This is a genomic window from Blastococcus sp. SYSU DS0619, assembly GCF_054051035.1.
This window is the reverse complement of the sequence record NZ_JBJHAM010000005.1, coordinates 56,346-82,516: the sequence shown is the minus strand read 5'-3', so window position 1 is coordinate 82,516 and position 26,171 is coordinate 56,346. Positions and strand designations below refer to the sequence as shown.

General features: G+C 66.4%; 15 protein-coding genes. 4 read left to right on the top strand and 11 right to left on the bottom strand.

The annotated features are described in order from the left end of the window. Positions 1-36 precede the first annotated feature (36 nt). Complete coding sequence (locus ACI79T_RS08900; protein ID WP_456609693.1) at positions 37-1,434, top strand: ADP-ribosylglycohydrolase family protein; 1,398 nt, start codon at positions 37-39, stop codon at positions 1,432-1,434. Positions 1,435-1,538: 104 nt separating this feature from the next. Here ACI79T_RS08900 and ACI79T_RS08895 read toward each other — a convergent pair whose 3' ends face one another. The 3 genes from ACI79T_RS08895 to ACI79T_RS08885 form a co-directional block, all read right to left on the bottom strand. Then, positions 1,539-2,213, bottom strand: coding sequence for an EcsC family protein (locus ACI79T_RS08895; protein ID WP_456609692.1), 675 nt, complete (start codon positions 2,211-2,213; stop codon positions 1,539-1,541). Between the two features lie 228 nt (positions 2,214-2,441). After that, a complete protein-coding gene (locus ACI79T_RS08890) occupies positions 2,442-4,604 on the bottom strand; it encodes a DUF262 domain-containing protein (RefSeq protein WP_456609691.1) in 2,163 nt (720 codons plus the stop codon). 154 nt (positions 4,605-4,758) lie between these two features. After that, positions 4,759-5,319, bottom strand: coding sequence for a hypothetical protein (locus ACI79T_RS08885; protein WP_456609690.1), 561 nt, complete (start codon positions 5,317-5,319; stop codon positions 4,759-4,761). 172 nt (positions 5,320-5,491) lie between these two features. On the opposite strand from ACI79T_RS08885, the gene ACI79T_RS08880 reads away from it, so the two are divergent. Continuing rightward, positions 5,492-8,215, top strand: coding sequence for an ATP-dependent helicase (locus tag ACI79T_RS08880; RefSeq protein ID WP_456609689.1), 2,724 nt, complete (start codon positions 5,492-5,494; stop codon positions 8,213-8,215). Between the two features lie 54 nt (positions 8,216-8,269). Here ACI79T_RS08880 and ACI79T_RS08875 read toward each other — a convergent pair whose 3' ends face one another. The 5 genes from ACI79T_RS08875 to ACI79T_RS08855 form a co-directional block, all read right to left on the bottom strand. After that, on the bottom strand, positions 8,270-10,978 hold the full coding sequence (locus ACI79T_RS08875) for a site-specific DNA-methyltransferase (protein ID WP_456609688.1): 2,709 nt from the start codon (positions 10,976-10,978) through the stop codon (positions 8,270-8,272). Between the two features lie 16 nt (positions 10,979-10,994). Continuing rightward, positions 10,995-14,045, bottom strand: a complete 3,051-nt coding sequence (locus tag ACI79T_RS08870; RefSeq protein ID WP_456609687.1) for a BPTD_3080 family restriction endonuclease — start codon at positions 14,043-14,045, stop codon at positions 10,995-10,997. A gap of 77 nt (positions 14,046-14,122) precedes the next feature. After that, positions 14,123-15,634, bottom strand: coding sequence for a hypothetical protein (locus tag ACI79T_RS08865; RefSeq protein ID WP_456609686.1), 1,512 nt, complete (start codon positions 15,632-15,634; stop codon positions 14,123-14,125). A gap of 6 nt (positions 15,635-15,640) precedes the next feature. Next, positions 15,641-18,316 carry a hypothetical protein gene (locus tag ACI79T_RS08860; RefSeq protein WP_456609685.1) on the bottom strand — a complete coding sequence of 892 codons (2,676 nt, stop codon included), beginning with the start codon at positions 18,314-18,316 and terminating at the stop codon, positions 15,641-15,643. Between the two features lie 492 nt (positions 18,317-18,808). Next, a complete protein-coding gene (locus tag ACI79T_RS08855) occupies positions 18,809-19,828 on the bottom strand; it encodes an HNH endonuclease (RefSeq protein WP_456609684.1) in 1,020 nt (339 codons plus the stop codon). A 596-nt stretch (positions 19,829-20,424) separates the two neighbouring features. Between ACI79T_RS08855 and ACI79T_RS08850 the strand changes: the two genes are divergently transcribed. Then, positions 20,425-21,474 carry a DNA cytosine methyltransferase gene (locus ACI79T_RS08850; protein ID WP_456609683.1) on the top strand — a complete coding sequence of 350 codons (1,050 nt, stop codon included), beginning with the start codon at positions 20,425-20,427 and terminating at the stop codon, positions 21,472-21,474. A 112-nt stretch (positions 21,475-21,586) separates the two neighbouring features. Here the strand turns inward: ACI79T_RS08850 and ACI79T_RS08845 are convergent, their stop codons facing one another. Next, on the bottom strand, positions 21,587-21,934 hold the full coding sequence (locus ACI79T_RS08845) for a nucleotide pyrophosphohydrolase (protein WP_456609682.1): 348 nt from the start codon (positions 21,932-21,934) through the stop codon (positions 21,587-21,589). A gap of 222 nt (positions 21,935-22,156) precedes the next feature. Between ACI79T_RS08845 and ACI79T_RS08840 the strand changes: the two genes are divergently transcribed. After that, a complete protein-coding gene (locus ACI79T_RS08840) occupies positions 22,157-23,929 on the top strand; it encodes a DNA/RNA helicase domain-containing protein (protein WP_456609681.1) in 1,773 nt (590 codons plus the stop codon). 47 nt (positions 23,930-23,976) lie between these two features. On the opposite strand, the gene ACI79T_RS08835 is transcribed toward ACI79T_RS08840, so the two are convergent. After that, positions 23,977-24,294 (bottom strand): hypothetical protein, encoded by a 318-nt coding sequence (locus ACI79T_RS08835; protein ID WP_456609680.1) that lies wholly within the window; start codon positions 24,292-24,294, stop codon positions 23,977-23,979. Positions 24,295-25,413: 1,119 nt separating this feature from the next. Continuing rightward, a complete protein-coding gene (locus ACI79T_RS08830) occupies positions 25,414-26,163 on the bottom strand; it encodes an enoyl-CoA hydratase/isomerase family protein (RefSeq protein ID WP_456609679.1) in 750 nt (249 codons plus the stop codon). Positions 26,164-26,171: the final 8 nt, after the last annotated feature.

Here is a 26,171-nt window from a genome sequence, read left to right as displayed (position 1 = left end):
CGCACGCGCGGCACCGCCGTCGGCCAGGATGCCTGTGTGACCCAGCGCATGCACCGCTCACATCGAGTGGCCGGCGCGCTCGTCGGCTCCGCCGTCGGCGAAGCCCTCGGCGCCCCGTTCGAGTTCGGACCGCCCGGGCAGTTCTCCACCCGCTTCCCGGTGCCGGCGCGGGGGTCGAAGACGGAGATGTGCGGCGGCGGCTCGCTGGGCTGGGAGCCGGGCGAGTTCACCGACGACACCCAGATGGCGCTGCTCGTGGCGACGTCGCTGGTGGAGCGCGGCGGGCTAGACGAGGCCGATGTCTTCGACCGCTTCCGGGCCTGGGCGGCGGCCGGGCCGCCGGACATCGGCAACCAGACCCGCGCCGTCCTCGGGTCCGGCCGACCGTGGGACGTCACCGCGGCCGATCACTTCGCCCGCAGCGGGCACGCGGCCGGCAACGGCTCGCTGATGCGGACGGCACCAGCCGCCATCCGGTTCTCCCGGGACGGTCGCGAAGCGACCATGGACGCCGCCCGGCGCATCTCGGCGCTGACCCACGGCGACCCGTCGGCCGGCGAGGGCTGCGCGATCTTCCACGAGCTGATGCGGGTGGCACTGGACGGCGGCGACCCGCTGGCGGCGATCCCGTCCGCGCTCGAGGCGGTGGCTCCGGCACACCGGGAGCGGTGGGCGGCGGTGCTGGCCCCGCACTGGACGCCTGACCAGGCCACCGAGTCGAACGGCGCGGTGTGGCCGACGCTCGGCGAGGCGGTGTGGGCGCTGCGGAACGGCGGGGACTTCGCCGAGGTGATGCGGCTGGTGATCGACCTGGGTGGCGACACCGACACGGTGGCATGCGTCGCCGGCGGGCTGGCCGGGGCGGTGTTCGGGATGGGCGGCATCCCGATTCGCTGGTCGTCAGCGATGCACGGCCGGGTGCACGGCCACGGCAACAAGGTCTGGCGGCTGCTGGACCTGCAGCAGCTGGCGGCGGCGCTGGACGGCGGGGTGCAGCAGAACTACGACCCGGGCGTGATCCCGCGGATTGGCCCGAAGGAGGTGCTGCCCGGCATCTGGGCCGGCAACCTCGACGGCGCCCGCTACAGCGACGACGACTTCGCCGTCATCTCGCTGTGCCGCCTCGGTGAGCCGTTCCCCCACCCGGTGCACCGGATGGCCTACATCGCCGACAACGAGCACAACGTCGATCTCGACGTCATGCTCACCGACGTCCTCGACGACATGAAGGCGCTGCAGGAGGAAGGGCACCGGCTGCTGGTGCACTGCCACGGCGGCGCCTCGAGGACCGGGCTGGTGCTGCGGGCCTGGCTGATGCGCACCGAGGGCATGAAGGCCGACGAGGCGACCGCGCACGTCGCCGAACGCTGGCCGCACCTCGGCCTGTGGAACGAGAGCTTCACCGACGCGCTCGCGCGCCTCGCTGCGCGGTGAGCCCGGGCCGCAAGACTGTCGTCAGTTCGGTTGCCGCTCTGCCGCGGTGTCGTAATCGCAGACTCAGGTCCTGAAAAGTTGCTCACCGGAGACGCAGGTGGATGTCACGCCGGGGCCAGGACCGATGTCTCGACAGAGTCCTGGTTCACGGTGAACGCCTTGTCCGCGAGGGAACCGATCGCCCAGGTGGCGGTTGCATCCATACCCCCGCCGATGGCTCCACCAACGAGGGGAACGCCCTTGGCCAGGGTGATCACCGCCCGCTTGGTGCCGTACTTGGCGACGAGCATGAAGCCGACCTTCTTGTTGATCTGACGGATCACCGTGATCGGGATCCGCTTGATCACCGTCATGCTCACCTGGCTTCCCACCTTGATCCCGACCTGCTTGAGCACCTCTGTGCCCGCATTGCCGACCAGGCAGAGGAGAACAGCGGTGCGGACCTCCTCGCTGTCGAGGTCATGCCCGTGCACCGCGGCGATGGCGCCGGCCAGGTGGGTCTGCACCAGGTAGGACGCACCGACGTTCGCGGGGAGGGTGAGTGGCATGGCGATGAAGCCACCGAGGTTGGTCACGAAGCCCTGGGCGCCAGCGGCAGCAGCATGGTTGCGGATGAGGGCGCTCACCGCCTGCTCGGTCGTTCGTCCCGACAGCGCCTCGACCGCCGACTCAGCAGCGCTCTTGAACGGGCCGAAGCCGTTGATCCCGACTTTGAGCAGCTGCTCAACGAGGTCTTGTCCCGCTCGCGCCAACGTCGAACTCTGGTCTTCAGCGTTCATTGAAACTTCGCTCCGAGCTGTGAGGAATGGTCCTGCGACGGTAGGCGTGGCTGCCGGACCGACGGACCAGGCGCAGTGACGTGTCGCCTGAACTGGGCAAAAAGAGGCTGCGGGGACGTGTGTCAACAGCGGCTGGAGGTGCACCCGCAGTATCGGGCGGCCAGCCCGCTGACAGTTGCGCGAGGATCAGTCAGTGGGCTGGCCGCGCAGCTCAGTCACCCAACGCCCTCACGTGTCGCTCGAGGCCCTGATGAACGTGAGGCGCTGGGCCGGAAGGTCGACCTTCGACGCCTTCCACCCGGCGTCCCGAATCGCTCGGGCGATCGCGCTGCCCTCGTAGCCGTACCAGTGCGCAGGGTGCAGGCGCGCTGAGGGTGGCAGTGCGATGCCGGCGATCTGCTCGACCTGTTCGAAGTCGAGCGGCAACTCGTCCCCGTCTTGAGCCTTCAGCCACCAGTACAGCAGCCGGTACTTGCCCGTGTGAGGAGCGATGCTGGGGTCTTCGTCTTCGGCCACCTGCTCGTCCGCGGCCGCCGCGGGTTGTGGCTCCACCTCGGCTTCGGCGAGTGGCACGGACGCAACGCCGGCGGGACGCGGCCAGAGGGCCAGCAGCCTGTCTGTCAGTGCTGAGGTGCGCGCGCGGATGTCGTCTTCGGTCCACGCGGCGGGGTGCTCAGCCACGACCTTGGCATTCAGCTTCAGCGCGCTGTGCTCAAGCAGGTAGTCACGCTTGCCGGTCCCCGTGTCAGCGACCCAGGGCCGGTTGGACAGCGCGGGGTTCAGCCGACCGCTGACGAGGGTCAGATTGCCCAGCAGGTGCACGAGACGCTCGCGCTCGACTGCGCCCGCGACGTCCTCTGGGGCAATCGGCCAGTTCGCCTGCCATGACTGCGGGAGAATGTGCTCGATCGTCAGGTTTCGCGGTGCTGACTGCCCCTCGCCATAGGCTGTGCGGAGGTCGTCTTCGAGCGCCTCGAGGATCATTCGCAGACGTGCGCGGAGGAGGCTGGTGTACACCGACCCCGTCTCGAGTGAGGACCTGACCAGGTCGTCGTCAGGCCACACGCGGGCGGCAGCCGTCTGCTCAGCCAAGAAGCTCACTGCAGTGTCCCCGGCGGTCGCCGGACCGCCCTTGTCCAACGCCCGGAGCAGCTCGAGGACCGCAAGGTTGACGTTCTTGCCCGTCAACCTGGCCAGGGTCCGGCGGACCAGCCAAGACTCGATGGCGTTGAGCGCCTTGTCCCGTTGCTCCACGGGGAGCTGGTCAGCCGGCCAGCGGAGAAGCCAGAGAAGCACGGGAGTCACAGCATTGGTGTCCAGAGCCCTGATGACGCGGTAGTAGAAGCGGCCGGGCACCGTGTCAGCTGACAACGCCTCCAGCGAAGAGAAGACCTCCGCGTCCCTGGCCAGCTCAGCCAAGAGGTCGGGGATGCTCGCGGCTCCTACAGCGATCTGATCCCGGAAGTCGGCGAAAATCCGGTCACTCGGGACCTCACGGAGGAGCTTCATGGCGAGCCAGTAGTTGAGGAAGACGTCGATGCGTGGGCGGAACAACCGCCCCTGCGCGGTCAGCTCACGCCAGTAGTCGCTGTCGAGTTGACGCCAATGTGCCGCGTACAGCGCGGGCACGTCGAGCTGTTGGGACTGCGCGACCTGGAAGACCAAGTTCTTTACCAGGTCGGCCGCGAGCAGCGGCGACCCGCGGTGGTTCAAAGTCTCAAAGATGACCTGCGCATTATCGCCGGGCTCAAGGTCGATGATGACCAACTTTAGGTGGGCGTGCAGCGCCTGCGCGAGTGCCTTGAGCCGCGCCGCCGCCTTGTCCGGGTCCCCTGCGGGTTCGCACCAGTCGGTGATCTGCTGGACGAAGAAGTCGTGAGCCTGGGCGATGCGTGCGGTCGCCAGTTCTGGCGGCACCGACGTCTCGTTGTCCATGGCCGCTCGGAACGCTGCCTGGTCCCGGTCGGTCGGCCACACCTTGAAGATCTCGTCCGGGTGCTGCGTCACCTGCGGTTGGTTGAGCACGAGGACCTTGAGGGTCTCGGCGTCCAAGGAAGTGCCGTGTTCCTCGGTCACCTCTTGGGCGGCGTCGAGAAGCAGCTGCAGAGTGGTCAGGCGTTGCTGCCCGTCGATGACGTGGCGAACCTGAATGAACCCAGATGCGTTGGCCTGCTGATCGACCACGATCGCCCCGAGGAAATGCGGTGGCACCGGCGGAGCTCCGTACCCGGGTGGTGTCTCGAGCACCTTCTCCGCCAGGGCTCGCACGTCCTCCCAGAGCGGCGCCCACTGCTCGTCGCGCTTCCACACGTACGGCCGCTGGAAGAGCGGGACGACATAGCGGATGTGACTACCGAATAGCGCGGCCGGCGTGAGCGTCTGAGCCTTCACCAGGCCTCCCGTCGTGTCAGATGTTCGCAGGACCACCGAGGTAGGTAGCGGTCGCACGCGCCAACCTAGGCCTCGGTTCCGTCGACCGCCGACTGCGGCGGGCAGCCCGCGAGTCGTCACGATCGCTCGGTTGACGAAAAGCGGGAGTCTAGAGCTAAGAAGTCAGCAGGGCAGCGAGCAGTCGGCTCTTAATCGGTCGCCGGTCGACTCGGCTCATGAGTCCATCCGGCGCGTAGTCCGTGGCGAGCACCTGCTCCCAGCGTTCCCCGCCCTTGAAGCGCATCTGGTTCTGCCTCTTCGTACCGAGCACCTGGATCAGCAGTGCCTCGAACTCCTGTACAGCGCCGCGCGTGTTGACGTTGTCGACGGCATCCCTCGTGAGGACTCGCGACCAACCATCCCGCTCCGTCCAGTTCTCGACGTCGTCGAAGCTGAACCAGCAAAAGCGAGACCAGTCCTTCTTCTGGTCGCTGTCGTGGGACTTCAACCGCTGCCCCAGACCCTGAGCGCCAGCCGCAAGCCCGACGTACGTGGCCCCGTAGTCGTTGTAGAGCAGGTAGAAGCCTCGGGCCTTGCGAAAGTCGCAGATCGCCAGCGCAGGCTTCAGCTTGTTGCGCCGGCCCAAGAGCTGCCAGCCGTCTCCAACGTCGCGGTAGCCAAAGACCTCATCTCGCTGCCAGAAGAGTCCGTAAGCACCGATGAGATGACTCGTCACGCCTCCGCCTCACTGACAACCCTGGCCACCGTCGGCACAGGAGGAACTCTTCGTGGTGATCGAATCACGCAGTGCTTGCCGTGGTCGACGCAGAGGTCTTGCATGGACTCAGCGCCACTGTCTGTGGTGCCGAGCAGCGGGTCCGCCCCCGCGCTCCATCACGGGGGTACAGATGACAGCGCCAGTTCTGGAAGGTCAGTCACTCGCCGCGGTGCAGCACCGCGGCAGCCACGTGCAGATCATTGCCAGCGCCGGCTCGGGAAAGACGGAGGTCGTCTCACAACGGGTCGCCGCGCTGCTGGCCGAAGGGACGCCCGCCAGCAGCATCGTCGCCTTCACCTTCACCGAGCGCGCCGCCGCCTCGCTAAAGCAACGCATCAGCGAGCGCGTTGCCGAGCGACTGGGCCCACAGGCGCTGGACCAGCTCGGCGGCCTCTATGTCGGCACCATCCACGCCTACTGCTTTCGACTGCTGCAGACGTACGTTCCGCGTTACGAGACGTTCGATGTACTGGACGAGAACCAGCTGACCGCCTTCCTCGTTCGCGAGGCAACCCGCCTGGACATCAAGACCATCGACAGCACGCTTTTCAAGTCGATTCGCACCTTCCTCGACAACCTGGACGTCGTCGAGAACGAGCTGCTTGTCCCCAGCCAGCTCGACGCCCCTTTCCGCAGCGTCCTCGAGCGGTACTACGCCTCGCTTGAGAAGTACCGGCTCCTCACCTACGGGCAACAGATCGCTCGCGCTGTGGCTGAGCTGGACCGCCCCGAGGTGCTCCAGACCGTCCTGGCCGACCTGCGACACCTCATCGTCGACGAGTACCAGGACGTCAACCCGGCTCAGGAAGCGCTGATCGAACGACTGGCCGGCCCGAACGTGAGCTTGGTCGCGGTCGGTGACGACGACCAGGCGATCTACGGCTGGCGCGGGTCCGACGTCGGCAACATCACCTCGTTCGCCCAGCGGTATCCGAACGTTGCGACCTTCTCGATCACGGCGAACCGACGCAGCCGGGCCACGATCGTCGAGACCGCTGACCAGTTCGCTCAGTCGATCCCAGGCCGGCTCGCCAAAGCCATGACGCCCACCCGTCCGCCTCTGGGCAGCACCGAGGTCGTCAAGTGGCATGCCGAGTACGAGGAGGAGGAGGCGGCCGAGATTGCTGAGGCGATCTTCTACCTGCACCAGAACGGCCTGGCGTACCGGGACATAGCCATCCTGGTTCGCGGTCGAGCCAGCTACCCAGCGCTGTTGACCGCGCTGGAGGACGCTCGGATCCCCGTCCAACCGGCCGGCCGGACGGGGCTCTTCGCTCGGCCGGAGGCTGAGGTCTTGGGCAAGACCTACTGCTGGCTCGTTGACCACGACTACCGACCGGCCGGCTTCGGCGTCCAGTCCCAGGTCATCACCGAAGACCGGCTCGTAGCCGACTACGAGGCCGCCTTCACCCTCCCCAGCTCGGCGGTCGGCGCACTGCGGCGACTCTTGAACGAATGGAAGAGCGCCGTCCACCAGCAGGAACGGCGCGTCGACCTCGTTCGCGACTTCTACCAACTCGTGGACGTACTCGGCTGCAAGCACTGGGACCACGACGACATGCACGCCGTCACCCGCCTGGGCACCTTGGCTCGCTTCACGACCCTGCTGGCCGACTACGAGTCCGTGCGGCGCCGGGCGCGTCCGGACGACGCCACGCCGGGTGAACAGGTCGGTGGTCAGGATCGCGGGCTCTGGTACTACAAGAACCTCGCCATCCACATCACGAACTACGCGAACGGCGCCTACGAGGGCTTCGACGGCGAACCGGACATCAACACGGACGCCGTCGACCTCACCACGGTGCACAGCGCCAAGGGCCTCGAGTGGCCCGCCGTCTTCGTCCCGTCCCTCACCAAGTCACGCTTCCCCTCGTCCCGAACCGGACGTCCTCAGCCATGGCTGATCGACCGCACGCTCTTCGACGCCGACCGCTACGAGGGCTCAGACGCCGACGAGCGGCGACTCTTCTACGTAGCCATGACTCGCGCCCGAGACTGGCTGTCTCTGTCGCGTCATGAGCGAGTCACCAAGAACCGAGTCAGGTCGTCTCCCTACTGGGACGAGATTCCTGACCACCTGGTCACGACGCTCCCGGTCTCGGTTCCCACCCTGACGTCATCGGCGGCCGACGGCGACGCACTCCTGCAAGTGACCTTCAGCGAGCTCGCCGCCTACGACGTTTGCGGGCTGGCGTACCGGCTTCGCAATGTCCTCGGCTTCCAGCCGACGCTGGCCCCCGAGCTCGGGTACGGCAAAGCGGTGCACCACGTGATGCGGACGATCGCCGAACACACGAAAGCCACGGGTGCCGCGCCGGATGCCGCGACTGTCGACCAGATCTTGGACGACGAGCTCTTCCTCCCGGCCGCCAACAAGCCGGCGCACCGCCTCATGAAGGAGGCCGCGCGGCGGCTGGTCAACCGCTACATCGCGGACCATGAAGCGGACCTGCAGCGCGTCTGGATGACGGAACGCCCGTTCGAACTCCACCTCGGCAATGCGGTGGTGTCCGGCCGAGCCGACGTGATCTTGGACCAGGAGGGTGGCGTGACCACTGGCTTGGCGATCGTTGACTACAAGACGTCGGCCGGTGAGGAAGGCAGTCACGACCTGCAGCTGCAGGTCTACGCCGACGCGGGACGACGTGAGGGTCTGGACGTGCGCGGCGCCTACGTGCACGACTTGAAACGGGGCGCCCGCGAGCCCGTTGACGTTGAGAGTCCTGCCATCACGATCGCCGAGACCAAGGTGAGCGAGGTGCTGCACGGCATGCGCCAGCGCCAGTACGCCCCGAAGCCGGGGACGCCATGCCGCAGCTGCGACGTGAAGGTGCTCTGCAAGTCAGCCCTTTGATCGATGGGTGGAGCGGGACCATCCCCGCTCCACCCATCGATCAGCCGGTAGTGGTCAGACCTGGAAGACCTTCATGACCTCGTCGCCGTAGTCGTTGATCACCTTCACCGCGATCTTGCCGGTCTCGGGCTTGTCGAAGGGCCGCGACTCGGTGCTGTACAGCGACTCCCAAGCGTCCGGCTCGATCTCCGCCTTCAGCGCGGCCTTCAGCCGCTTGTACGGGTCGTTGCCGCCGGTGAAGTAGCAGTGCCGGACGAAGAACGACTCCTCGTTGTAATTCGTGTCGACCATCCACAGCGCGATCTTGCTGGTGTCGTCGCTGCGGATCTCCCCAGTCGTGGGGTCGAAGACGTCGACGCCCTTGAGGTCGACGACAATCTTGCCCTCGTCGGTCCAGCGCAGTTCGATGTCCGGCTCACCGAAGACTGTGAAGAGGTTGCCGGTGCCGGTCTTGGCTAGGTCCTCCCCCATCAACAGGTCGACGTTCATCCGCACGAGCAGTACTCGAATCCGGCCGACGGTTCGCTCACCGGCCACCGAGGCGAAGCCCTCCTCGGTGGTCTCCACTGTGATGCCGTCGGACTCGGTCACGTCCGTGGCCTGCGCATCGAAGGCAAAGCCGAGCACACAGAGCAGATCAACATCGCCGGCGCGGATCGCCGCACGGGCGGCCGACTTGATGAAGGTCGGTGACACGGTCCCGTACTGGGGCCCGATCGCGATGCCGACCCGACTCGGCGCCGCCTCGTCATGCTCGGCCGCCTCTGCTCGTTCGCCGATGGCCTGGATGTACGGGTTCGCGTACGGCTCGACGCCAGCGAAGTGGACGCGTTCCTTTCGCTTCCCGTTCTGGATGCCGGCCTTGGCAAGGTTGTCGAGGATCGACTGCTCGAACGTCGGCGCGGATGCGTCCGCGGCAGCCGTCTGCTCACTAACCGTCTCGCGGTGCTCAACATCGTCCGGCCCACCCGCGAACGCCAGAGACCGGTGCGGCGAGAGGCTCTCGACAGTGAAGGGACCAGTAACGCGCACCTTCGATTTGTCCTCATAGGGCTTGTCGTAGAGAACCTCGAAGTCCGCGTGCCTCTTGATTGCGGCGTCGATTTCCTGTCGCGACATGCCTTCACAAATATCCGGATTATTCGCGATCGACTTCAACGTTACGTGCTGAATGCGCTCGTATACGAAGCCTTGACGGATGTCATTCGCGACTCCCGCCTGCGGCAGTGGCTTACCGCTTACCTGAGCCTCCTTGGCCCGCCCCTCGACAGAGTCGGCCATGAAGTAGTACGGGTACCTTCCCGCCATCAAGCGCTGCCGCGCCAAGGCCAAGGCCACGCGGGAGGTGTCGACCGTGATCCAGCGGCGACCGAATTGCTCTGCCACGTAAGCCGTCGTTCCAGACCCACAGGTCGGGTCGAGGACCAAGTCGCCGGGGTCCGTGCACATCAGCATGCAGCGCTGAATGACACCGGTATTGGTTTGCACAACATACAGTCGTTCCTCACCGAACCCGCCCCAGGTGTCCGTCCAAAGATTCGGGACGTACATTGCGGGAAAGTCGTCGAGGTAGCGGACGTAGCGCAGCGTCTTTCCCGACGGCGCCACACGACGGGCCGCGACAAGTTTCGCCATCCCGTCACGGTTCGTCTTCCAACCGCCGGTTGACGGCATATAGGTCTTTCCGTCGACCTCAACCGGGAAGATTGTAGTTTGCCCCACACGTGTGGTCTGGGAAGTCAGGATTGTCAGCTGGATGGGCCGCGAGCCCGGGGCGGACATTTCAGTCGGATTGCCGGCTCGGATCCTGCCGTCCGCATCTTCGATCAGTCGGTAGGCCGCACCGCTTCGGTCATCTGCCGCTTTCGTTCGAAATAGGGGGCGATACTTAACTACATCCGCATTCTTTGAGAACCATAGGACATAGTCCGTTACAGCTGCCAGAGTGGTCGTAGCACCCGCGAAGCTGCCCGCACCACCCGTCTTCTGAATTGTGATCTGGCTAACGAAGTTCTCACTGCCGAAAACCTCGTCCATTAGTGCGCGTACGAGGTGGACGTTCTCGTCGCCTATCTGCACGAAGCAGGAACCACTTTCATTCAGCAGCTCACGTGCAACAATGAGCCGATCGCGCAGATAGGACAGGTAGGAGTGAGTCCCCAACTTCCAAGTGTCCCGAAATGCCCGAATCTGCTCAGCCTCGCGGGCCGCGTCTTCGAGCTTGCCGTCTTTCACGTCGCGCTTGCGTGTAGAGACCTGCCAGTTCGACCCGAACTTGATGCCGTATGGCGGGTCGATGTAAATCATCTGCACTTGGCCGCGGAGAGCCTCACGGTCAGCCAGTGACGCCATGACCTGCAATGAATCGCCAAGGATCATGCGGTTCGACCAGTTGGCCTGATGCTTGTAGAAGTCGACCACGTCGAGCTCATCGAGGCCGTCGAAACTTTCGAAAAGCGAGAGCTCAGGCTCCGTCTGCCCTGGCGCGGCAGTCTTGCGCAGGTTCTCCACCAACACCCGCGGGTCGACCTTCTCCTGGATGTAGATGGGCGGAGCATCGACAGTCAGATCGGTGCCGGCAGCCGGGTCGCCGTCCGGGTACTTGCCCTTCCAGATCAGCTGCGGGTCCAGGCTCGGGTCACGGGCCAGAGCGACCGTGCGGATCGCATCGAGCTCCGGTGTCCCGAAGTCCTCCACCGCATCTGCGGTCGGCAGATTGACCCGGGTGTCCCGGTGCTCGATCGCCTCGACCGGCGTCGGCATCTTCGGACCGTTCGGCTTACGCACCACGTGTGACCTCGTCATAGTCGAGCAGATCGGGATCGCCGACGATGGGGTCGTCGGCGTACAGCGAGTCGATGGCCTCGGAGAGGCGCTTGCGGACGCCGAGCATGGTGGTGATCTCCACGTAGCCCCAGCGTCCGAAGCCGCCGTGATTGTTCACGGCGACGCACCACTGGTCGCGCGCAGTGTCGGCCTTCGCCTTGGTCGGACCGGGACTCTTCTGGCCGCCGGAGACCTCGATGATGAGGGTCCGCACCACCTCGTCCTCGCGTGGCTCCAGTCGGACCAGGAAGTCGGGGACATAGGAGTGAGTCCGGCCCTTATGCACGTACGGGATCACGAAGCCGAGATGATCGTTCTTCACGTACGACTGGACATCCCGGTGCAGCTCGCACTCGGCCGCGAGCAGTTGCTCCCAGGTGTTGCCGTCCTTGCCATCCAGCGTGACGTGGCTGACCTCTGACTTCTCCGCCGGTACGACCGCCTTGCGGGTCGGGAAAGCGATCTCGGCCGTCGATCCGACCGGATCGAAGCGCCGGATCATCGGGCGGAGTCGCTCGCGCCGGTTGCCCACCTGAACCGCGATCGCCCCATAGATGGCCTCCGCAGCCTCCGCCTGGCCCTCAGTTGAGGTCAGCAGGTGTCCGATCGCGTAGCCAGGGGTGATGTCGACGCACTGTTCGAGCCACTGCTGCGCGATCTCCACCAGCTGCGGGAACAGCCACGGTCGCGGGTCATCCCCCAGCGCGGTGAGGTGCGTCCGCAGAAGCCGCGCCGCGAGGCGGTAGGCGACCTCCTGCCGTCGTCGCCCTTCTGCCTCGTCGTCGGTGACGATCTCAACCGTGCCGACGACACCCTCGACGTCCGTGCGGGTCGGCACGGTGCTCGGACCGATGGGGAAGTGCTCCGCTGTCGCCGCGTCGAACATGAGCCGCTCGTCCGGGATCTCGACTCGGTACCCATCCAGCTTGGGAAACTCGATCCGCAGGTGCTCACGTCCAGGCAGGGACTCCACCATGATCGCCGGCGGGCGCGGCAGCGGGTCAGGACCGGGTCCGTCACTCGGGATGAAGGCAAAGGGAATGCCGTAGACGTTGGCGTACTCGGGCTCGAACTTGCCGTCCTCGCCCAGCGCGTACGACCGCCGGCGAAGTCCGCGCCCGACCACCTGCTCGCACAGGAGCTGACTGCCGAACGCGCGGATGCCGAGGATGTGGGTCACCGTGTTGGCGTCCCAGCCCTCGGTCAGCATCGCGACACTGACGACGCAGCGCACACCTTCGCCCAGCTTGCCCTTCTTGCCGACGGTGTTCATGACCTCCCGGAGGAGGTCCTCGTCAGTGAGGGACTCGCCGTCGGCTCCCGGGTTGCGGCGCCGGAAGTCCGCCTTGAAGGCATCGATCTCGGCGGCCGCGGCCTGCTTGAAGTCGGCCTTCATCGCCTCGCCTGATTCTAGCTGGGCAGAGTCGACCAGGATGGTCCGCGGTCGAGTCAGGAAGTGGCCGTCCTCGACGTTGCTGAACCGCGCGAGCTCTCCGGGGACGAGTACACCGCCGTCCGTCTCCTTACCGGCGATGTAGTCGTAGACCAGCTTGGAAACGACCGTGTTGGGGCAGACCACGATGAACACGGGCGGCGGCTCACCGTACTGAGCCAGCGTCGTCGCCCAGTGTTCGTAGGACTTGCTGTAGCTGTTGTAGAGGCTCTTCAGCGCGCCCTCGAGCTCGGCCGGCGGCATCCAGCCATGCAGTGTCTCGGTGGACGACAGCTTCTTCTTTGGGAGTTTGGTGCCGACGTGGTCCCAAAGCCGCAAGTACGTGACCAGATCGCCGGTCGCGTCGTCGTCCACCGGGGTGCGCGGAATCTTCACGATGCCCGACTCGATCGCGTCCATGAGGGAGAAGTCGCTGACCACCCACGGGAAGATGTAGCCCTCGGAGTAGCCGGACCCCCCGAGATAGAACGGCGTCGCTGACAGGTCGAAGATCGTCTTGATGCCGACCTTGCGCTGGATCGCCTGCAGACCCTTGAACCAGACGCGCGCCGTCTCCAGGTCTTCCTTGGTCTGTGACGCGGGAGCTCCCTTGGCGGCCGGGATCGGCTTGTCCTGGTAGCAGTGGTGCGCTTCGTCGTTGAACACGACGATCTGCTCGTTCCGGCCGGCGAAGTCGCGCAGGACTCGGGCCACCATGGCCTCTGGCGTCTCCTTGAAGGGATCCTCCGCCTTGCCGGCGAGGAGTATCCTCTTCGTGTTGGCGGCGACGCCCTTGATCTCCTTCGCGTCGCGCAGCAGGAAGGAGTGGTAGTTGGTGATCACGATCTGCGCCTGCTGCACCGCGGCGCGCAGGTCCGACGGCAGCAGGTCGCGCTCGTCGTAGTAGTTGCCGGGGTGTCCGGGCTGGAGCACCCGGAGGCGGTCCCGGATGGTGATGCCAGGTGCCACGATCAAGAACCGCTTGGCAAAGCGCGCGTCCCGCGGACTGAGCACCTTGTTGGCCGTCTGCCAGGCGATGAGCATGGCCATGACGACGGTCTTGCCGGATCCGGTCGCCATCTTCAGGGCGACCCGCGGCAGCCCCGAGTTGTGGTCGCCGTTGGCTTCGTCGATCTGACGACGCCAGTCCGCGTAGCCGTGCCGGCCGGCGACCTCGGCGAGGAAGATCGCCGTCTCGGCCGCCTCTCGCTGGGCGAAGAGGACGCGATTCTCACGGTCCGGGTCCGCCCAGTGCTGCAACAACTTGCGGCTCGTGGGTGTGACGCGCTCGTAGTTCCGGTGCCGCCATCGCTCGACCTCCCGCCGGAGGTCGTTGACGAAGCTGTTGCGCTCACGCCGCTCACCGGTCAGGTCGAAGTCGATGGCGTCCTGGACGAAACCCGTTGCGCTGACGTTGCCCTTGCGGGCCGTTGGGATGGGGATGTACGACTCGCTGGGGCGGCGCCCATCGATGATCGTGTTGGTGCGCCCGCTCGAACCCATCTCGTAGTAGCGCGCGGGCGGGTCGTACGGCCCGTTGAGGATCGGACTTGCTCCCAGCGTCTCAGTCACCGGCGACCGCGCTCCTCTGCCATTGCACTCCCCCGTCATTCCGCTGACACCCTAAGTGGCTGCACCAACGCAGCTGGTCATCCGACAGCAGGCGCTCCGTCGTACTGCCATGTCCCGCGGGTGAAGCTTCCCAAGATCCGCTGGTGCGTCTGTCGAGGAAGCGAGCGGGGGCCCGGCTCCCCGAACGGAGTCCCAGGACGCGGCGGCGCCGTCACCAGCAGGTCATCAAGTCCAGCGCGCGCGACCATGAGCAGCCCATGGGTTGCACGGGTGCAGGTGACGGCAAGCCGGCCGAAGGCCGAGTTGAAGTCGTCGAGCTTGGACGCGCCGGACAACGGGTGGACGGCGACTGTCAGCCGGTTGGTCTGGCCCTGCCAGGAGTCGACTGTCGATGCCTGGATCACGCCGTCGGGGAGCGACAGCTTCTCGGTGAGCCGGTCCGCGATCTCCGCCGCGTCGTCCACCGCTTGGTTGCGCGTCGCCAGGATGACGATCAGTGGATCGCCCGTGGGCGTCCAGGATTCGACTCGGCGGACTCCCTCCTTCGGCTGACCGGTGTCGTCGTACTCCCGCTCGTTGACCGCGAAGCCTGCCTCGAGCAGCGGGAACAGCAGCTCCTCCAGGACCCCGAGGAGTGGCGGGTCGATGTCGGCAGCATCTGGTTCGTCCAGGCCCTCGACCTCCAACAGCGTCGGCCGACCTGTAGCCACTGCACTCCACACGTCGCCTGCGGGGCCGGTCAGCAGGGGCAGCTCTAGGGATCGGTCGCCGGGGCCGGCCACAGAGTCGAGCTCGTCCCAGTCGTTGTAGAAGGCTCGCCAGAGAGGCAGCTGCTCAGCCGCGGGGCGCCAGACCGCCGGCAGGTCAACCACGAAGGTCGTCGGCTTGTCCTCGTACGCCGTCGGCCATGCCCGGTACGGGTTGTAACCGGGGTCGCCTCGCCAGGGATTCTGGCCGGGGTCGAGCGGCGGCAGCTGGCCTACGTCGCCGACGCCAACGACGAGCGGCGCCAAGCCTTCGACTGCATTGAAGCGGTGCAGAGCGAGCTGCCAGGCCTCGTCGACCAGCAGCACGTCGAAGATGCGGTCGCCGTTGGCCGAGGCGCCGAGGTGGTTCATCAGCCGGCCGCGCTCGCCGAAGGCTCCCAGCTTGTGCGACGTCCCGAGCACGACCTCCGCCGATGCCGGAATTTCGGTGGTCCTGACCGCGATGGTGACCTTGGCTCTCACCTCCGGTGGTACATCCGACTGACGGGCCGTCGCGACGAAGAGGCAGACGCGATCTGCCCCCAGCTCATCACCGAGCCGGCCAGCCAGGGGAAAGACCTGTTTGTTGGCGAAGGCGGTGATGGCTACTCGAGCGCACGCCTTGTGCTCGAGTGCTTCCTTGACCATCCGGACGAGAGCGAACGACTTCCCTGCGCCGGCCGCGGCCCTGAGCAGGACCTTGTCGTGCTCGCCAACTTCGCTCAACGCGTCCGTGAGCGCGGCCACAGCTTGCTCAGCAGCCGCGAAGTTGCCGGCCGCTGCGGCACCGTGGTGGCGGTCGCCGATGCCCTCATGGATCGGCGCCGTGAATTGGATGCTCATGCGCGCCTACTCGATGTCGTCGAGGGTCAGATCGGCCGGTACGGCCGTCTCGTCGTCGGCCGTCTCCACTTCAGGGCCGTTGATTCCGACGTCGAACCGGTCTTCGTCGATGAGCGGCGGCCACGTCTGCGGGTTCAGCTCGCCGCGAGCCCGGCGAGCGGCGAGCGTGTCCGACCATTCCGCCTCGGCGTCCTCATGTGGCCGGCAGCACCACCGGTGCTGAATGGGATCGGAGGCGAACGACGAGGGGGTGCAGGTGGCCTTGGGAGCTGCTCGTTCGTCGAGCTTGGGTCTGTCGATGGCGATCTCGTGACCTGAGCGGAAGGTCTTGAACCAGGAAGCGTCGGCCAGAATGAGCCGGTCGCCCACCTGGAGCTGCACTGGTACTCCCGGTGACCACCGCAGCCCTTCGGCGTCGGCCTCCCCGGTCAGGGGACCGATCGGCAGCTGTCCGAACTTGAAGCTCCCCTTCTGGGTCTGCACGGTGGTACCTGCGGCCTCGACGACCGGTGCGTCGTTGACGTGCAGGGCGACGACCGAAGATCCCTCGACGAGCCGCCGAGAGCGGACTCGGAGCCGGAGGGGGGTGGTGGTCAGCACCGTCGCCTCTGCCAGCTCACGAACACCCGCGTCCTGTGCCCGCTCCAACGCGCAGTCGGTATCGGCGAGCATGGTCAGCTGGCTGGCGCACCTGTTGTCGGCGTCCAGCATGTCGACCTGGGCGTTCCGCCAGGCGGGGAAAGTCCGGGAGAACCGCACCAGGTCCGAGGCGTGCAGCGCGACCCGTCTGCCCCACACCTCCTGCGCGTCCATCTCCAGAGCCCGGTGGACAGCTCTGAGCTTGGAGATGGGGAGCGCGTCGAGGACTGCGGTCGCCTGCTCGAGCACGCTGATCCGGTAGTCGATCGCAGCGTTGACCAACTGCCGATAGGCAGCCTCGTCCGTCGTCCGGCGACGGTGTGCCGCATGGATCTCGTCGGAGGCTTCATTGGAGAGCCGGGCCCCAGGCGTGTGCACCTGCTGGGCGATCTCATCGGAGATGTCGCGGTGCTGAATCGGCTGACTCGCCGCAGCCCAGCGGACGAGGTAGTCGAGACGCCCGCTGTCGCTTGACGGGCCGCCGGCGATGACGTGCGTCGCCAGCACCCCCCGCACATCGACGATGGCGCTGCGGAGAGACATCGCCCGAGCCCGGTCTGCCTCCAGCATGAAGCTGACTGCGAGCCGCTGGTCATCGCCGAGCGCCGTGGGGACCTCTGCAGGCTCACCATCGAAGGTGAGCGGCGATCGCCCCATGTCCAGATCGTGCTGCCAGCGCAACCGGCTGAGCTCCACGCCGGCCAGCGAGTCCGCCGTGGAGACCAGGATGTCTGCGGTCGGTTTGTCCGGGACGACGAGGTGCACCGGCCCAGCTCCGGCGTCGCGGACCTCTCGCAGCGCCGCACCGATCACACCCATGACCGCCGTCCGGGTCTGCGGCGCCTGCGGCTCGAGGAAGGTGAGTCGCCGCCACGCCCCAGGTCCGCTGGCCCCGACCTGTTGGACGGCAATCCCGTGCACACCAAGGGCCGCGGCATCGGACTTCGCCAGGACGATGTTGATGGCGCCCGGCAAGCCCACCGGGTCGACGCGGCGTCGAGTCATCCACTCAGGGAGCCCGCTGGCCGTCGCCCGGATGTTCGCCAAGACCTGGGGCGATGCCATACCCACCACACCCGTGCCGTCCACGAGGCCACGCACCGCCGGGCGGGTCAGCCGCTCCACGCCGAGCTCGATCAGGAGGGCGTCTGGCGTTGCTGCCTGGCGGAGTTCGTCGCGGCAGTACGTGAAGAGGTTGCAGGTGGGGCACGAACTCGGGTCGTACTCGGCCTCGAGGTGCTGGACGTACCCGGTCGGATCATTCGTGTCGGTGGCGTGGGTGCCATGTGCGGCCAACGCATCGGTGCGCTCTCTTGCGCGTGCCCTGACCTCGGCCCGGTGGTCGTCGAGCCTCTCGACGACTGCCTCGGGCTGGAGGAAGGCGTTGCGGGGAACAGCCAACGCACCCCACTTGTGCACGACCATCCCGGCGGGCAACTTGCTCCACGCCTTGGCGGACTCTGCTCCGAGTGCCACTTGCAGGAAGCCCTTGAGCAACCGAGCGTCGTCGATGCGCGAACGCACCCGCTCGTAGTCCTTGGCATCTCCCATGATCAGCCACGAGCCAGCACCGTCGCCGTCGACCATCCGCGGGCAGACGATGGCGAAATCGGGCTTGGTCGGCGTGGCGCCAAGTTGCCTCTCCAAGTCCACGAAAGGGACAGCGAGCTCGGTGAGCATCGTGGCGTGTCCCTCGGCGGCTCTTGCGTGGGCCGCATGTAGCTCGGCGGCCGTGATGTCCACCGAAACCTTGCCCGACCGACGCCGAACGCCTTCAGGGCGCGGCAGACCGAGCTGACCCACCGCCTTGGTGAGCAGCTCGGAGACAAAGCGATCCGAGTGGACGAGCCGCTCGAAGGTCATGGCGCGCATCCATCGCGCCTCGGGGATGCCAGCACTGACATCGGGGGCGCCAAGGTCCGAGGCGAGCTTCTTGCGGCTCACCTTGGTGATCAGCGGATCGGTGCGCCGAAATCGCTGGCAGCCGGCGTGCGCGGATGCGGCAACGGCGCTGCTGCCGCCTCCTGTGCTGAGCGAGCCCATCGGTCCCCCGTAGTCCATACGAGCACGCGGCTGTCCGTGCGTCCGTTGCGCAAACTAATCAGGTGACGGCAATTGTTGACCGTGATTCGAGTCGGTGTCGGCCCCTATGGGACTGCTGTTGCAGTGGTGCACGCCTGCGCCTTGCGATCACTTGACCTAGCGACACGGGCGTTTCGCGATTGAAGTGCGCCCGTCGGCGTGTCCAGGCGCGGTGACCGGATCCCAAGAACCGTCCCCGGGGCCGCCACCCCGCAAGACGCGGTCTGGCCGGACGCCAACGATTCCTGGTCGACGACGCTCAGCGCTGCGACGGCGTCCCGTTGATCGACTTCGCCGAATATGTCTACCCCCCCCCGACGATGAGTGCGCCACAGTGACCATTGACCCGGCGCCGAACCGCATCCGGTGTCAGCGCATGTCGTCGCAACCTCCTGGACCACATCAGCAGAACGGGCCGACCCGGCTACCAGGCTCACTGTTGAGCCGTGGCCGCTAGAAGCTAAAGTTTGCGGTGAGCCATTTGTACTCATCATGATAATGGGCGTAACGGCGATGGAACATTTCCGGTTTCGGCTCCGCCCCGACTGCGCATGGTCGCAGTTCCGTCAAGGTTCCTTCGATGAAGGCACGTGCGGTCGGGTCTGCCTGCGCCGCCTCCAGCACGTCTGGGTGGAATAAGATGTACCGCTCAACAGGGTGTACAGCGACTAGGTAGCGATCGAACGCCAGATGGTGATTCGCACACAGGGACAAGCCGTTCCACGGCCGATCAAGTGATCCAGGTGCGGATGCCGGATAAATGTGTGCGCCCTGCACGAGATGCAAACCCACGCCGCACATCGCGCACCTCCCGTCGTACGCGTCAAGGACCCGTCTCGAGAATCTCGCGTCACGCACCAGCGAGTAGGTCGCGCGTCGGGCACGCAGGGCCGACGGACTGCTGTCCGGGACGGCCGCTCCTTCCGGCTCCTCGAGCAGCCCGGACGCCTCGACGGCCGTTTGTACTAGTAGCTGCTCGAGTTCAATGCCTTCGACATCCGCCAAGATCGCGGCCGGGAGTAGCGCCGGCACCATGCAGCGGATCGATTCCCCCGAATCGCTGACATGCGTCGCCCACCCCGTCGCCTGAGCGTCCATCAGCGTGCTAACAGGGGCGAACGCCGACCATCGCGTCATGAGACCGTCACGACGATCGGCGTCGTAGGTAACAATGATCGGCCGACTTACACGTAGGTGATCGTCCTGATCCCACAGAGCGAGTAGGACGGACGCCCGACCGTCGACGCCGACAAGGGGACGATTCTGGCCGGGATTTTGAAAGCGGCGTTCGACGTCATCGCGGCGTCTGCCACCCGAGCCAAGACTTCCCACGAAGAGCGCCAAACGGAGCTGCATTCGTTCTACATGAAGTGTTGCCAGCGCCGGCCAGCCGTCTCGAACGTCCTCGATCTCAAGGACGTCATGTCCCACCAAGGCGGCAACGTGAAGGATTCGATCGATGCGGGCTGTCATATCTCACCCAATGTCGTTTCGGCGCATGTCTCAGGTGGCACTGCGGCAGGCTCTCACGCTGGACAAGACGACATGAGTATTGACCGAACGATGGCGACGGTGTCGGCCCTGGGCCTGTCCATCTCAATCACGAGTCGAGGTGAAGGGTAGCTACGAGCGGGAGGTACACGCGGGTTGCCGTCAACGTCGGGGTGCAGCGACAGGTCGACCCTGCGTACGGGACCGGCCACTTCAAGGTCACCAACAGTCCCGGCAACCACCCAGCAGTGGCCAGTTCGATCACGCAACAGAAGCCCCCGGAGGCAGGCAGGTGCAGCCAAGACGCTCGGGCGGCGATCCAGCTGTCCGGCTGCCACTGAGCAAGCTCCTAGCGGCCATACGCGCGCAGCCTCGCAGTCTTTCCGGTACCGAGCCGATGGGTGACCGAAGAGCAGCTGGTAGGGGACGCCGACGCCTGAGTCCACCTCACAGACATCGAGGCCGGGTCGGTATCGACGCTGGTACAGCTGTTGACGCCCGGGACTGGACAGTCGCCCGCCAGGAGCCCCGGCGGTGAGCCTCCGGGTTCTGTCAGAGGGGCCTGAGAGACTCAGATCGTGACTCAGGGCGTAGCGATCAGTCTCTTCTCGGGCGCCGGCGGGCTGGATCTAGGTGTCGAAGCCGCGGGCTGGGAGGTCCGAGCCGCCGTCGAACGCAACGCGGACGCGGCCGCCACCATGGAGAAGAACTTCCCTACGCTTGCGTCCCCCGTCATCCAAGAGGACATCCTTGACGTCCCAACCAAGGACATCCTTCGGGCAGCGGGTCTGACTGGAAGCGAGCGACCTGATCTCCTGGTGGGCGGGCCGCCGTGTACCCCGTTCAGCAAGAGCGGGTTCCACCTTGAGTGGAAGCGTGCTGGCCTCGACCCGGACGCGAGCCTGCTGCAGGCCTACACACGTGTGCTGGCCGAGGCTAAGCCGCGAGCGTTCCTCCTGGAGAACGTCTACGCGCTCACGTACAACAACCGGGCATCTCGCCCAGCGTTCGAGCGGCTGCTTCGTGAGATCAACGACGCGGGTTACGACTATCGATGGAAGGTGCTAAACGCCGCTGACTACGGCGTCGCTCAGGCGCGGCCACGGCTCTTCGTCATCGGCGTGCAAAAGGGACTGCCGGTCCCCCCCCACCCCGACGCCAGCCACGGGGGCAAGTGGGAGCGTCGCGCGACCGGCCACTCGGATCGTGCGCACGTATCCGCGGGAGAAGCGTTGGCGGGACTCATATGCGACCCAGAACCGGGAGAGAAGGTGCAGGGAAAGTTTGGTCACTTGCTCGAAGAGATTCCTCCAGGCGGCAACTACCTGCACTACACCGCCGAAAAGGGGCACCCGGATCCTCAGTTCGCATGGCGCAGTAAGTTCTGGTCCTTCCTTTTGAAGCTCGACCCGACCCGTCCGGCGCCGACAATTCAGGCTCAACCCGGTCCGTACGTTGGTCCGTTCCACTGGGAGAATCGCCGGCTCCGGGTAGGAGAGATCAAGAGACTGTTCGGCTTCCCGGATGACTTCGAGCTGGTGGGAGCGCGAGGCAGCGTGCAAGCACAGTTGGGTAACTGCGTCCCGCCCCCCCTGGCCGCGCAGGTGGCTGCCGTGCTCGTCCCCTAGCCGCCCACAGAAGCCCGTTGGGCCGTCCTCACTGTGCCGACACCCATTGCGCCGGTCCGTTGACTGTGCAAGGCCGCCGGCAGGGGCGTGGAACGACACCCCGACGTCGGCTTCAGTCGCGAACAGGAGCGACGCCCAGGTTGGCAGCAGCAGGGAAGCGCTGGCTGTTTGCTTCCAACTTGGACCGAGCCGCAGCAGCGAGGTCGACACCGGACACGTCGGCCAGCCGCACCAGGTAGAGCAGGACGTCCGCCAGCTCCTCCCCCAACCTTTCACGCAGGCGACTGCCTTCCGCCGTCCCGCCTGCTTCCTCAGTGGGCAGCCACTGCACGAGCTCGGCAACAACCCCGACCTCACCTGCCAGCGCGAGCGTGAGGGAGTTGAGGTTGTGGAAGCGACCCCAGTCGCGGACCTCGGTGAACTCACGCATCCGGGCGGTCAAGTCAGCCAAGTCGCTCACGGCTGGAGTATCGGTCACCGGATGTGACCGGCGTCCCGTCTAGGGTGACGACTACGCGGTTCGACTGGCTTCCGATCTTTGGACATGCCCCCACCCGCACGTTGATTCGTGCTGCCCGGGGACAGGTCCTTGCCACTTCTTCGTACGTCCGGCCATGGCCTCAAGACGCTCGCTGACGCCGCCTCGCTGGCGTCCACGCTGGCGACTCAGATGTCGCACCGCATGAACCGTTCGCCCTCAGCCGCCGAGACGCGCTCCTGGGACGCCAGCCTCACCGCTCTCGCCGCCGACCTCGAGCAAGCCGGTCTCGGCAGCGTCGAGGTGCTGCTCGAGTACCAGCTCCCCCTGTCCAGCAAGCGGATTGACGTCATCCTGGCCGGCGAGCACGCGCGCCGCGGCGGGCCGTCCTACGTCGTCCTGGAGCTGAAGCAGTGGACGCAGGCAACCCTGTTCGAGGACGAGCCGGAGCTCGTCGTCCAGCCGACGTACGGCAACCGTCCCGTGCTGCACCCGGTCGCCCAAGTGCGCTACTACGGCGAGTACCTGCTCGACTTCCTCGGCGTCCTGCACGGCACGACCGACGTGCTCGCCGGAGCCGCATACCTGCACAACGCGACCGATGACCGCGTCAGTGCGCTCCGCGGCTACCCGCAGGACGAGCTGGGCCGCCTGTTCACCGGACGCGACCGTGGCGACTTCCACGACTTCCTCCGGTACCGCCTCTCCCCTACCAACGCCTCGGTCTACGCCGACCGGTTGCTGCGGTCGTCTGTCGCCCCGAGCAAGCAGCTGCTCGCCGTCGCGGCGGAGGAGATCCGTACGCGCGAGCAGTTCGTGCTCCTCGATGAGCAGCGGGTCGCCTTCGATCTAGTGCTCCATGAGGTGGAGAAGGCCCGCGGAGGCGACCACAAGTCGGTCGTCATCGTCTCGGGCGGGCCGGGCAGCGGGAAGAGCGTCATCGCGCTCTCTCTGCTCGGTGAACTCAGCCGGCGCGGCGTCCGCGTCGCGCACGCCACCGGCTCTCGGTCGTTCACCCAGACGCTGCGCAAGGTGGCCGGTCGCCGAGCCCCGCGCACGGCCGCTTTGTTCCGGTACTTCAACCAGTTCATGGACGTCGCCAAGAACAGTCTCGACGTCCTCATCGCCGACGAGGCGCACCGACTGCGGGAGACATCGGCCAACCGTTGGACGAAGGCCGAGCTGCGCAGCGACAAGCGGCAGATCGACGAGCTGATCGATGCAGCCTTCGTGTCGGTGTTCCTGCTCGATCAGAACCAGGTCGTGCGACCTGGGGAGATGGGCACGGTGCAGGACATCGAGAAGCACGCGCGCGAACGCGGCATCGACTTCCACAAGATCGACCTGTCGACCCAGTACCGCAGCGGCGGCAGCGCCGAGTACGTCGAATGGGTCGAGCGGCTGCTCGGTCTGGCTCCGGGCGGCCCGAAGGAGTGGTCCGGAGACGAGCGCTTCGAAGTCCGGACGGCGCCGTCGCCGTCCGCCATGGAGGCAGCACTGGCGGAGAAGCTAGCCCAGCGCCAGAACGCACGGATGGCCGCCGGCTACTGCTGGCCGTGGAGTGACCCGCGGTCCGACGGGTCACTCGTCCCGGACGTGACGATCGGCGACTGGTCCCGCCCGTGGAATCTCAAGGGTGAGCGCTCCGTGGGTGACGCCCCGCCGGCGGCCCTGTGGGCCAGTGACGACCGTGGCTTTGGCCAGGTCGGCTGCGTCTACACCGCGCAGGGCTTCGAGTACGAGTGGAACGGCGTCCTGCTCGGCCCCGACCTGGTGTGGCGCACAGATCGGTGGGTCGCCGTCCGCAGTGCCAACCGGGACCCGGACTTCCGCAACACAAAGCGGGTGAGCGATGCGGACTTCGATCTGCTCGTGCGCAACGTCTACAAGGTGCTGCTGACGCGCGGTCTCCGTGGCGTCTACCTGCACTCGACCGATCCGGAGACCCAGCAACTACTGGACGACCTCGTCAACTGAACGGCTTTTCGGTGACAGCGCTCGGTGGAGCCGCGGACACCTCGCTATCAGAGTCGGTCGATCCAGGTGTCCTCGGCGCGGCCGTCCCACGCCGACGTCGATCCCGTCTGCGCCGCTGGCTCGGGAGTCAGGCGGTTCAAGACGCGCAGTTCTTCCGCGCGGGTCAGCGAGCGCAAGGACTCGACGGGCCGCCCGGCGACGGACTCGATCGCTTCTTGTCGTTCGGCCATGGTCACCAGTCCCCGGGCAGTCAGGGCTTCCCTGATCGCATCGACCAGCCAGCCGGCGATCGATTGCTCAGCGGGGACTGGCTGAACCGGCTCATCCGGTGGGTCGTCGCCGAAGAGTGAGAGGTCGCCTGACACGGGGCCATGCTAGGAGGTGCTGCCGGGGAACATCGGCAGGACGACCACACCAGTGGGGACGCCGAACGAGTCGGGGGGCTCCGCATCGAGTCCGAGGCGGGCAGCACCCAGAGTGGGAGTCGACTCAGGCCGTAAGCAATTGCGGCCGTCGTGCCCTTTCAAAGCACTCGCACGCAGTCAAAGACGTCAGGAACAGCGACACTGCCCCGTCACACTGACGACGACGCCGCAGGCATTGCACAGGGATCGAAGTGCGGCAGTCGACGTGACTGGCTTGGACGCCACGGACTTCACCTTCGAAGCCGGGGCAGGTCGCCGCCCCTTTGGCTCTCCGCTGCCCGAGAGGCCGAGGGCCTCTTTGATCTGTGCCTTCGTGACGATCGTCCCGCTGACGCGGAGGACAGCGGCGAGGCGCTTCGGGCCCATGCCCGGGTGCAGCCGTGCCGCGATCAGGATGTTGTTTCGTGTGGCTTGGCTCAGGGTCTTGGTCGGTGTCGTCGGCGGCGAAGATTTCACCGCCGACGAGGTCGAGGCGATCGGGCGTCCTGCACCGCGTCGATGCGAACCCTGCCGTCCCATCGAGCTTCGAACAGCGTTCTTGATCGCGGCCTTGCCGGCCCCTCCGCCTTTTGATGTTCCACCGCGCGGACTCCCCGACCGGCTCGTGGACGGACGGGGTGACAAGGCCGTTCGCCGAAACGTCGCCAGATCCCAGGGGTCCTGGGCCTCAACGACCTCGTCGTCGAACGAGTCATCGGGCGACCAGCGCTCACGGTGCCCATACCAATCACCGATCGACCTGGCCACGCTGCCCCCTCAGATGCGGTGTGGGCAGGACACCAAACGAACACCGCGCAATCAAGGTCAAAATGCTTGTGTCACCCGAAACGACGACCTGCATGCACGTAGGCGTCGTGCTCGCTCAGCCCGACGCCCGATACTCGCTGCACGTCGGTCACTTCCTAGTCCAAGGGCACGGCGACGTGATCGATGGTCAAGTGGCCCTCCAGCCGGTGCGGGAGTCGCGTCGTTGGCACGTGGAGGCCGAGGTCCTCGCCAGTCGCGGCAGGCTGCCTAGGGATTCCTCTCTCGAATAACCCTCTGCGAAGGGTCGAGCAACTACTGCTCAGCCGAGCGCCGCATCGACCACATTTGCGCCGGTCGCTCGGATTGCATCGCGACGTCCCAGGCCACTGCGCCGTTCACAACCTCCTTGCGGAAGTTGCCCACGGCCACCCGCGCGAGCTGCGGGTCCGCAGCCACCCGTGTCGCCAGCTCGATCGCGCGGTCATCCACCGACGCAGCGTCCAGCGACTCCCAGGCGAGCCCGAGCTCCACGGCCTTGTCGCCGTTGATCTCTTCGCCGAACAGCGCCATCGCCGCCGCGGCCTCGCGGCCGATCAGCCGCGAGAGGATCACGAAGTGCCCGCCGCCCGGGTGCATGCCGCGCTTGAGGAAGCCGGCCAGCAGTCGAGCGTCCTTCGCGACGATCCGCAGGTCCGCCGCCAGCAGCATGTTCATGCCGGCGCCCACCGCCGAGCCGCGCACGGCCGCCACCGTCGGCACCTTGACCTGGCCGAGCCGGTAGAACGAGTCGTAGATCTTGCCCATGCCCTCGTAGGCATCGGGTGCCGCCGGGTCCTTGCCGGCCGAGGTCAGCGTCGCGATGTCGCCGCCCGCGCAGAACGACTTGCCCTCCGCGCGGATCACAAGGGCCCCGACCTCCGACTTGGCGTCCACCTCGTCGAAGGTCGCCATCAGCTCGTCGGCCATCGTGGGCGTCAGCGCGTTGCGCCGGTCCGCAGCGTTCAGCGTCACGATCGCGACGCCGTCGTTCACCTCGAGCAGAATCTCGCCAGTTCCGGCCACGAGCCCAC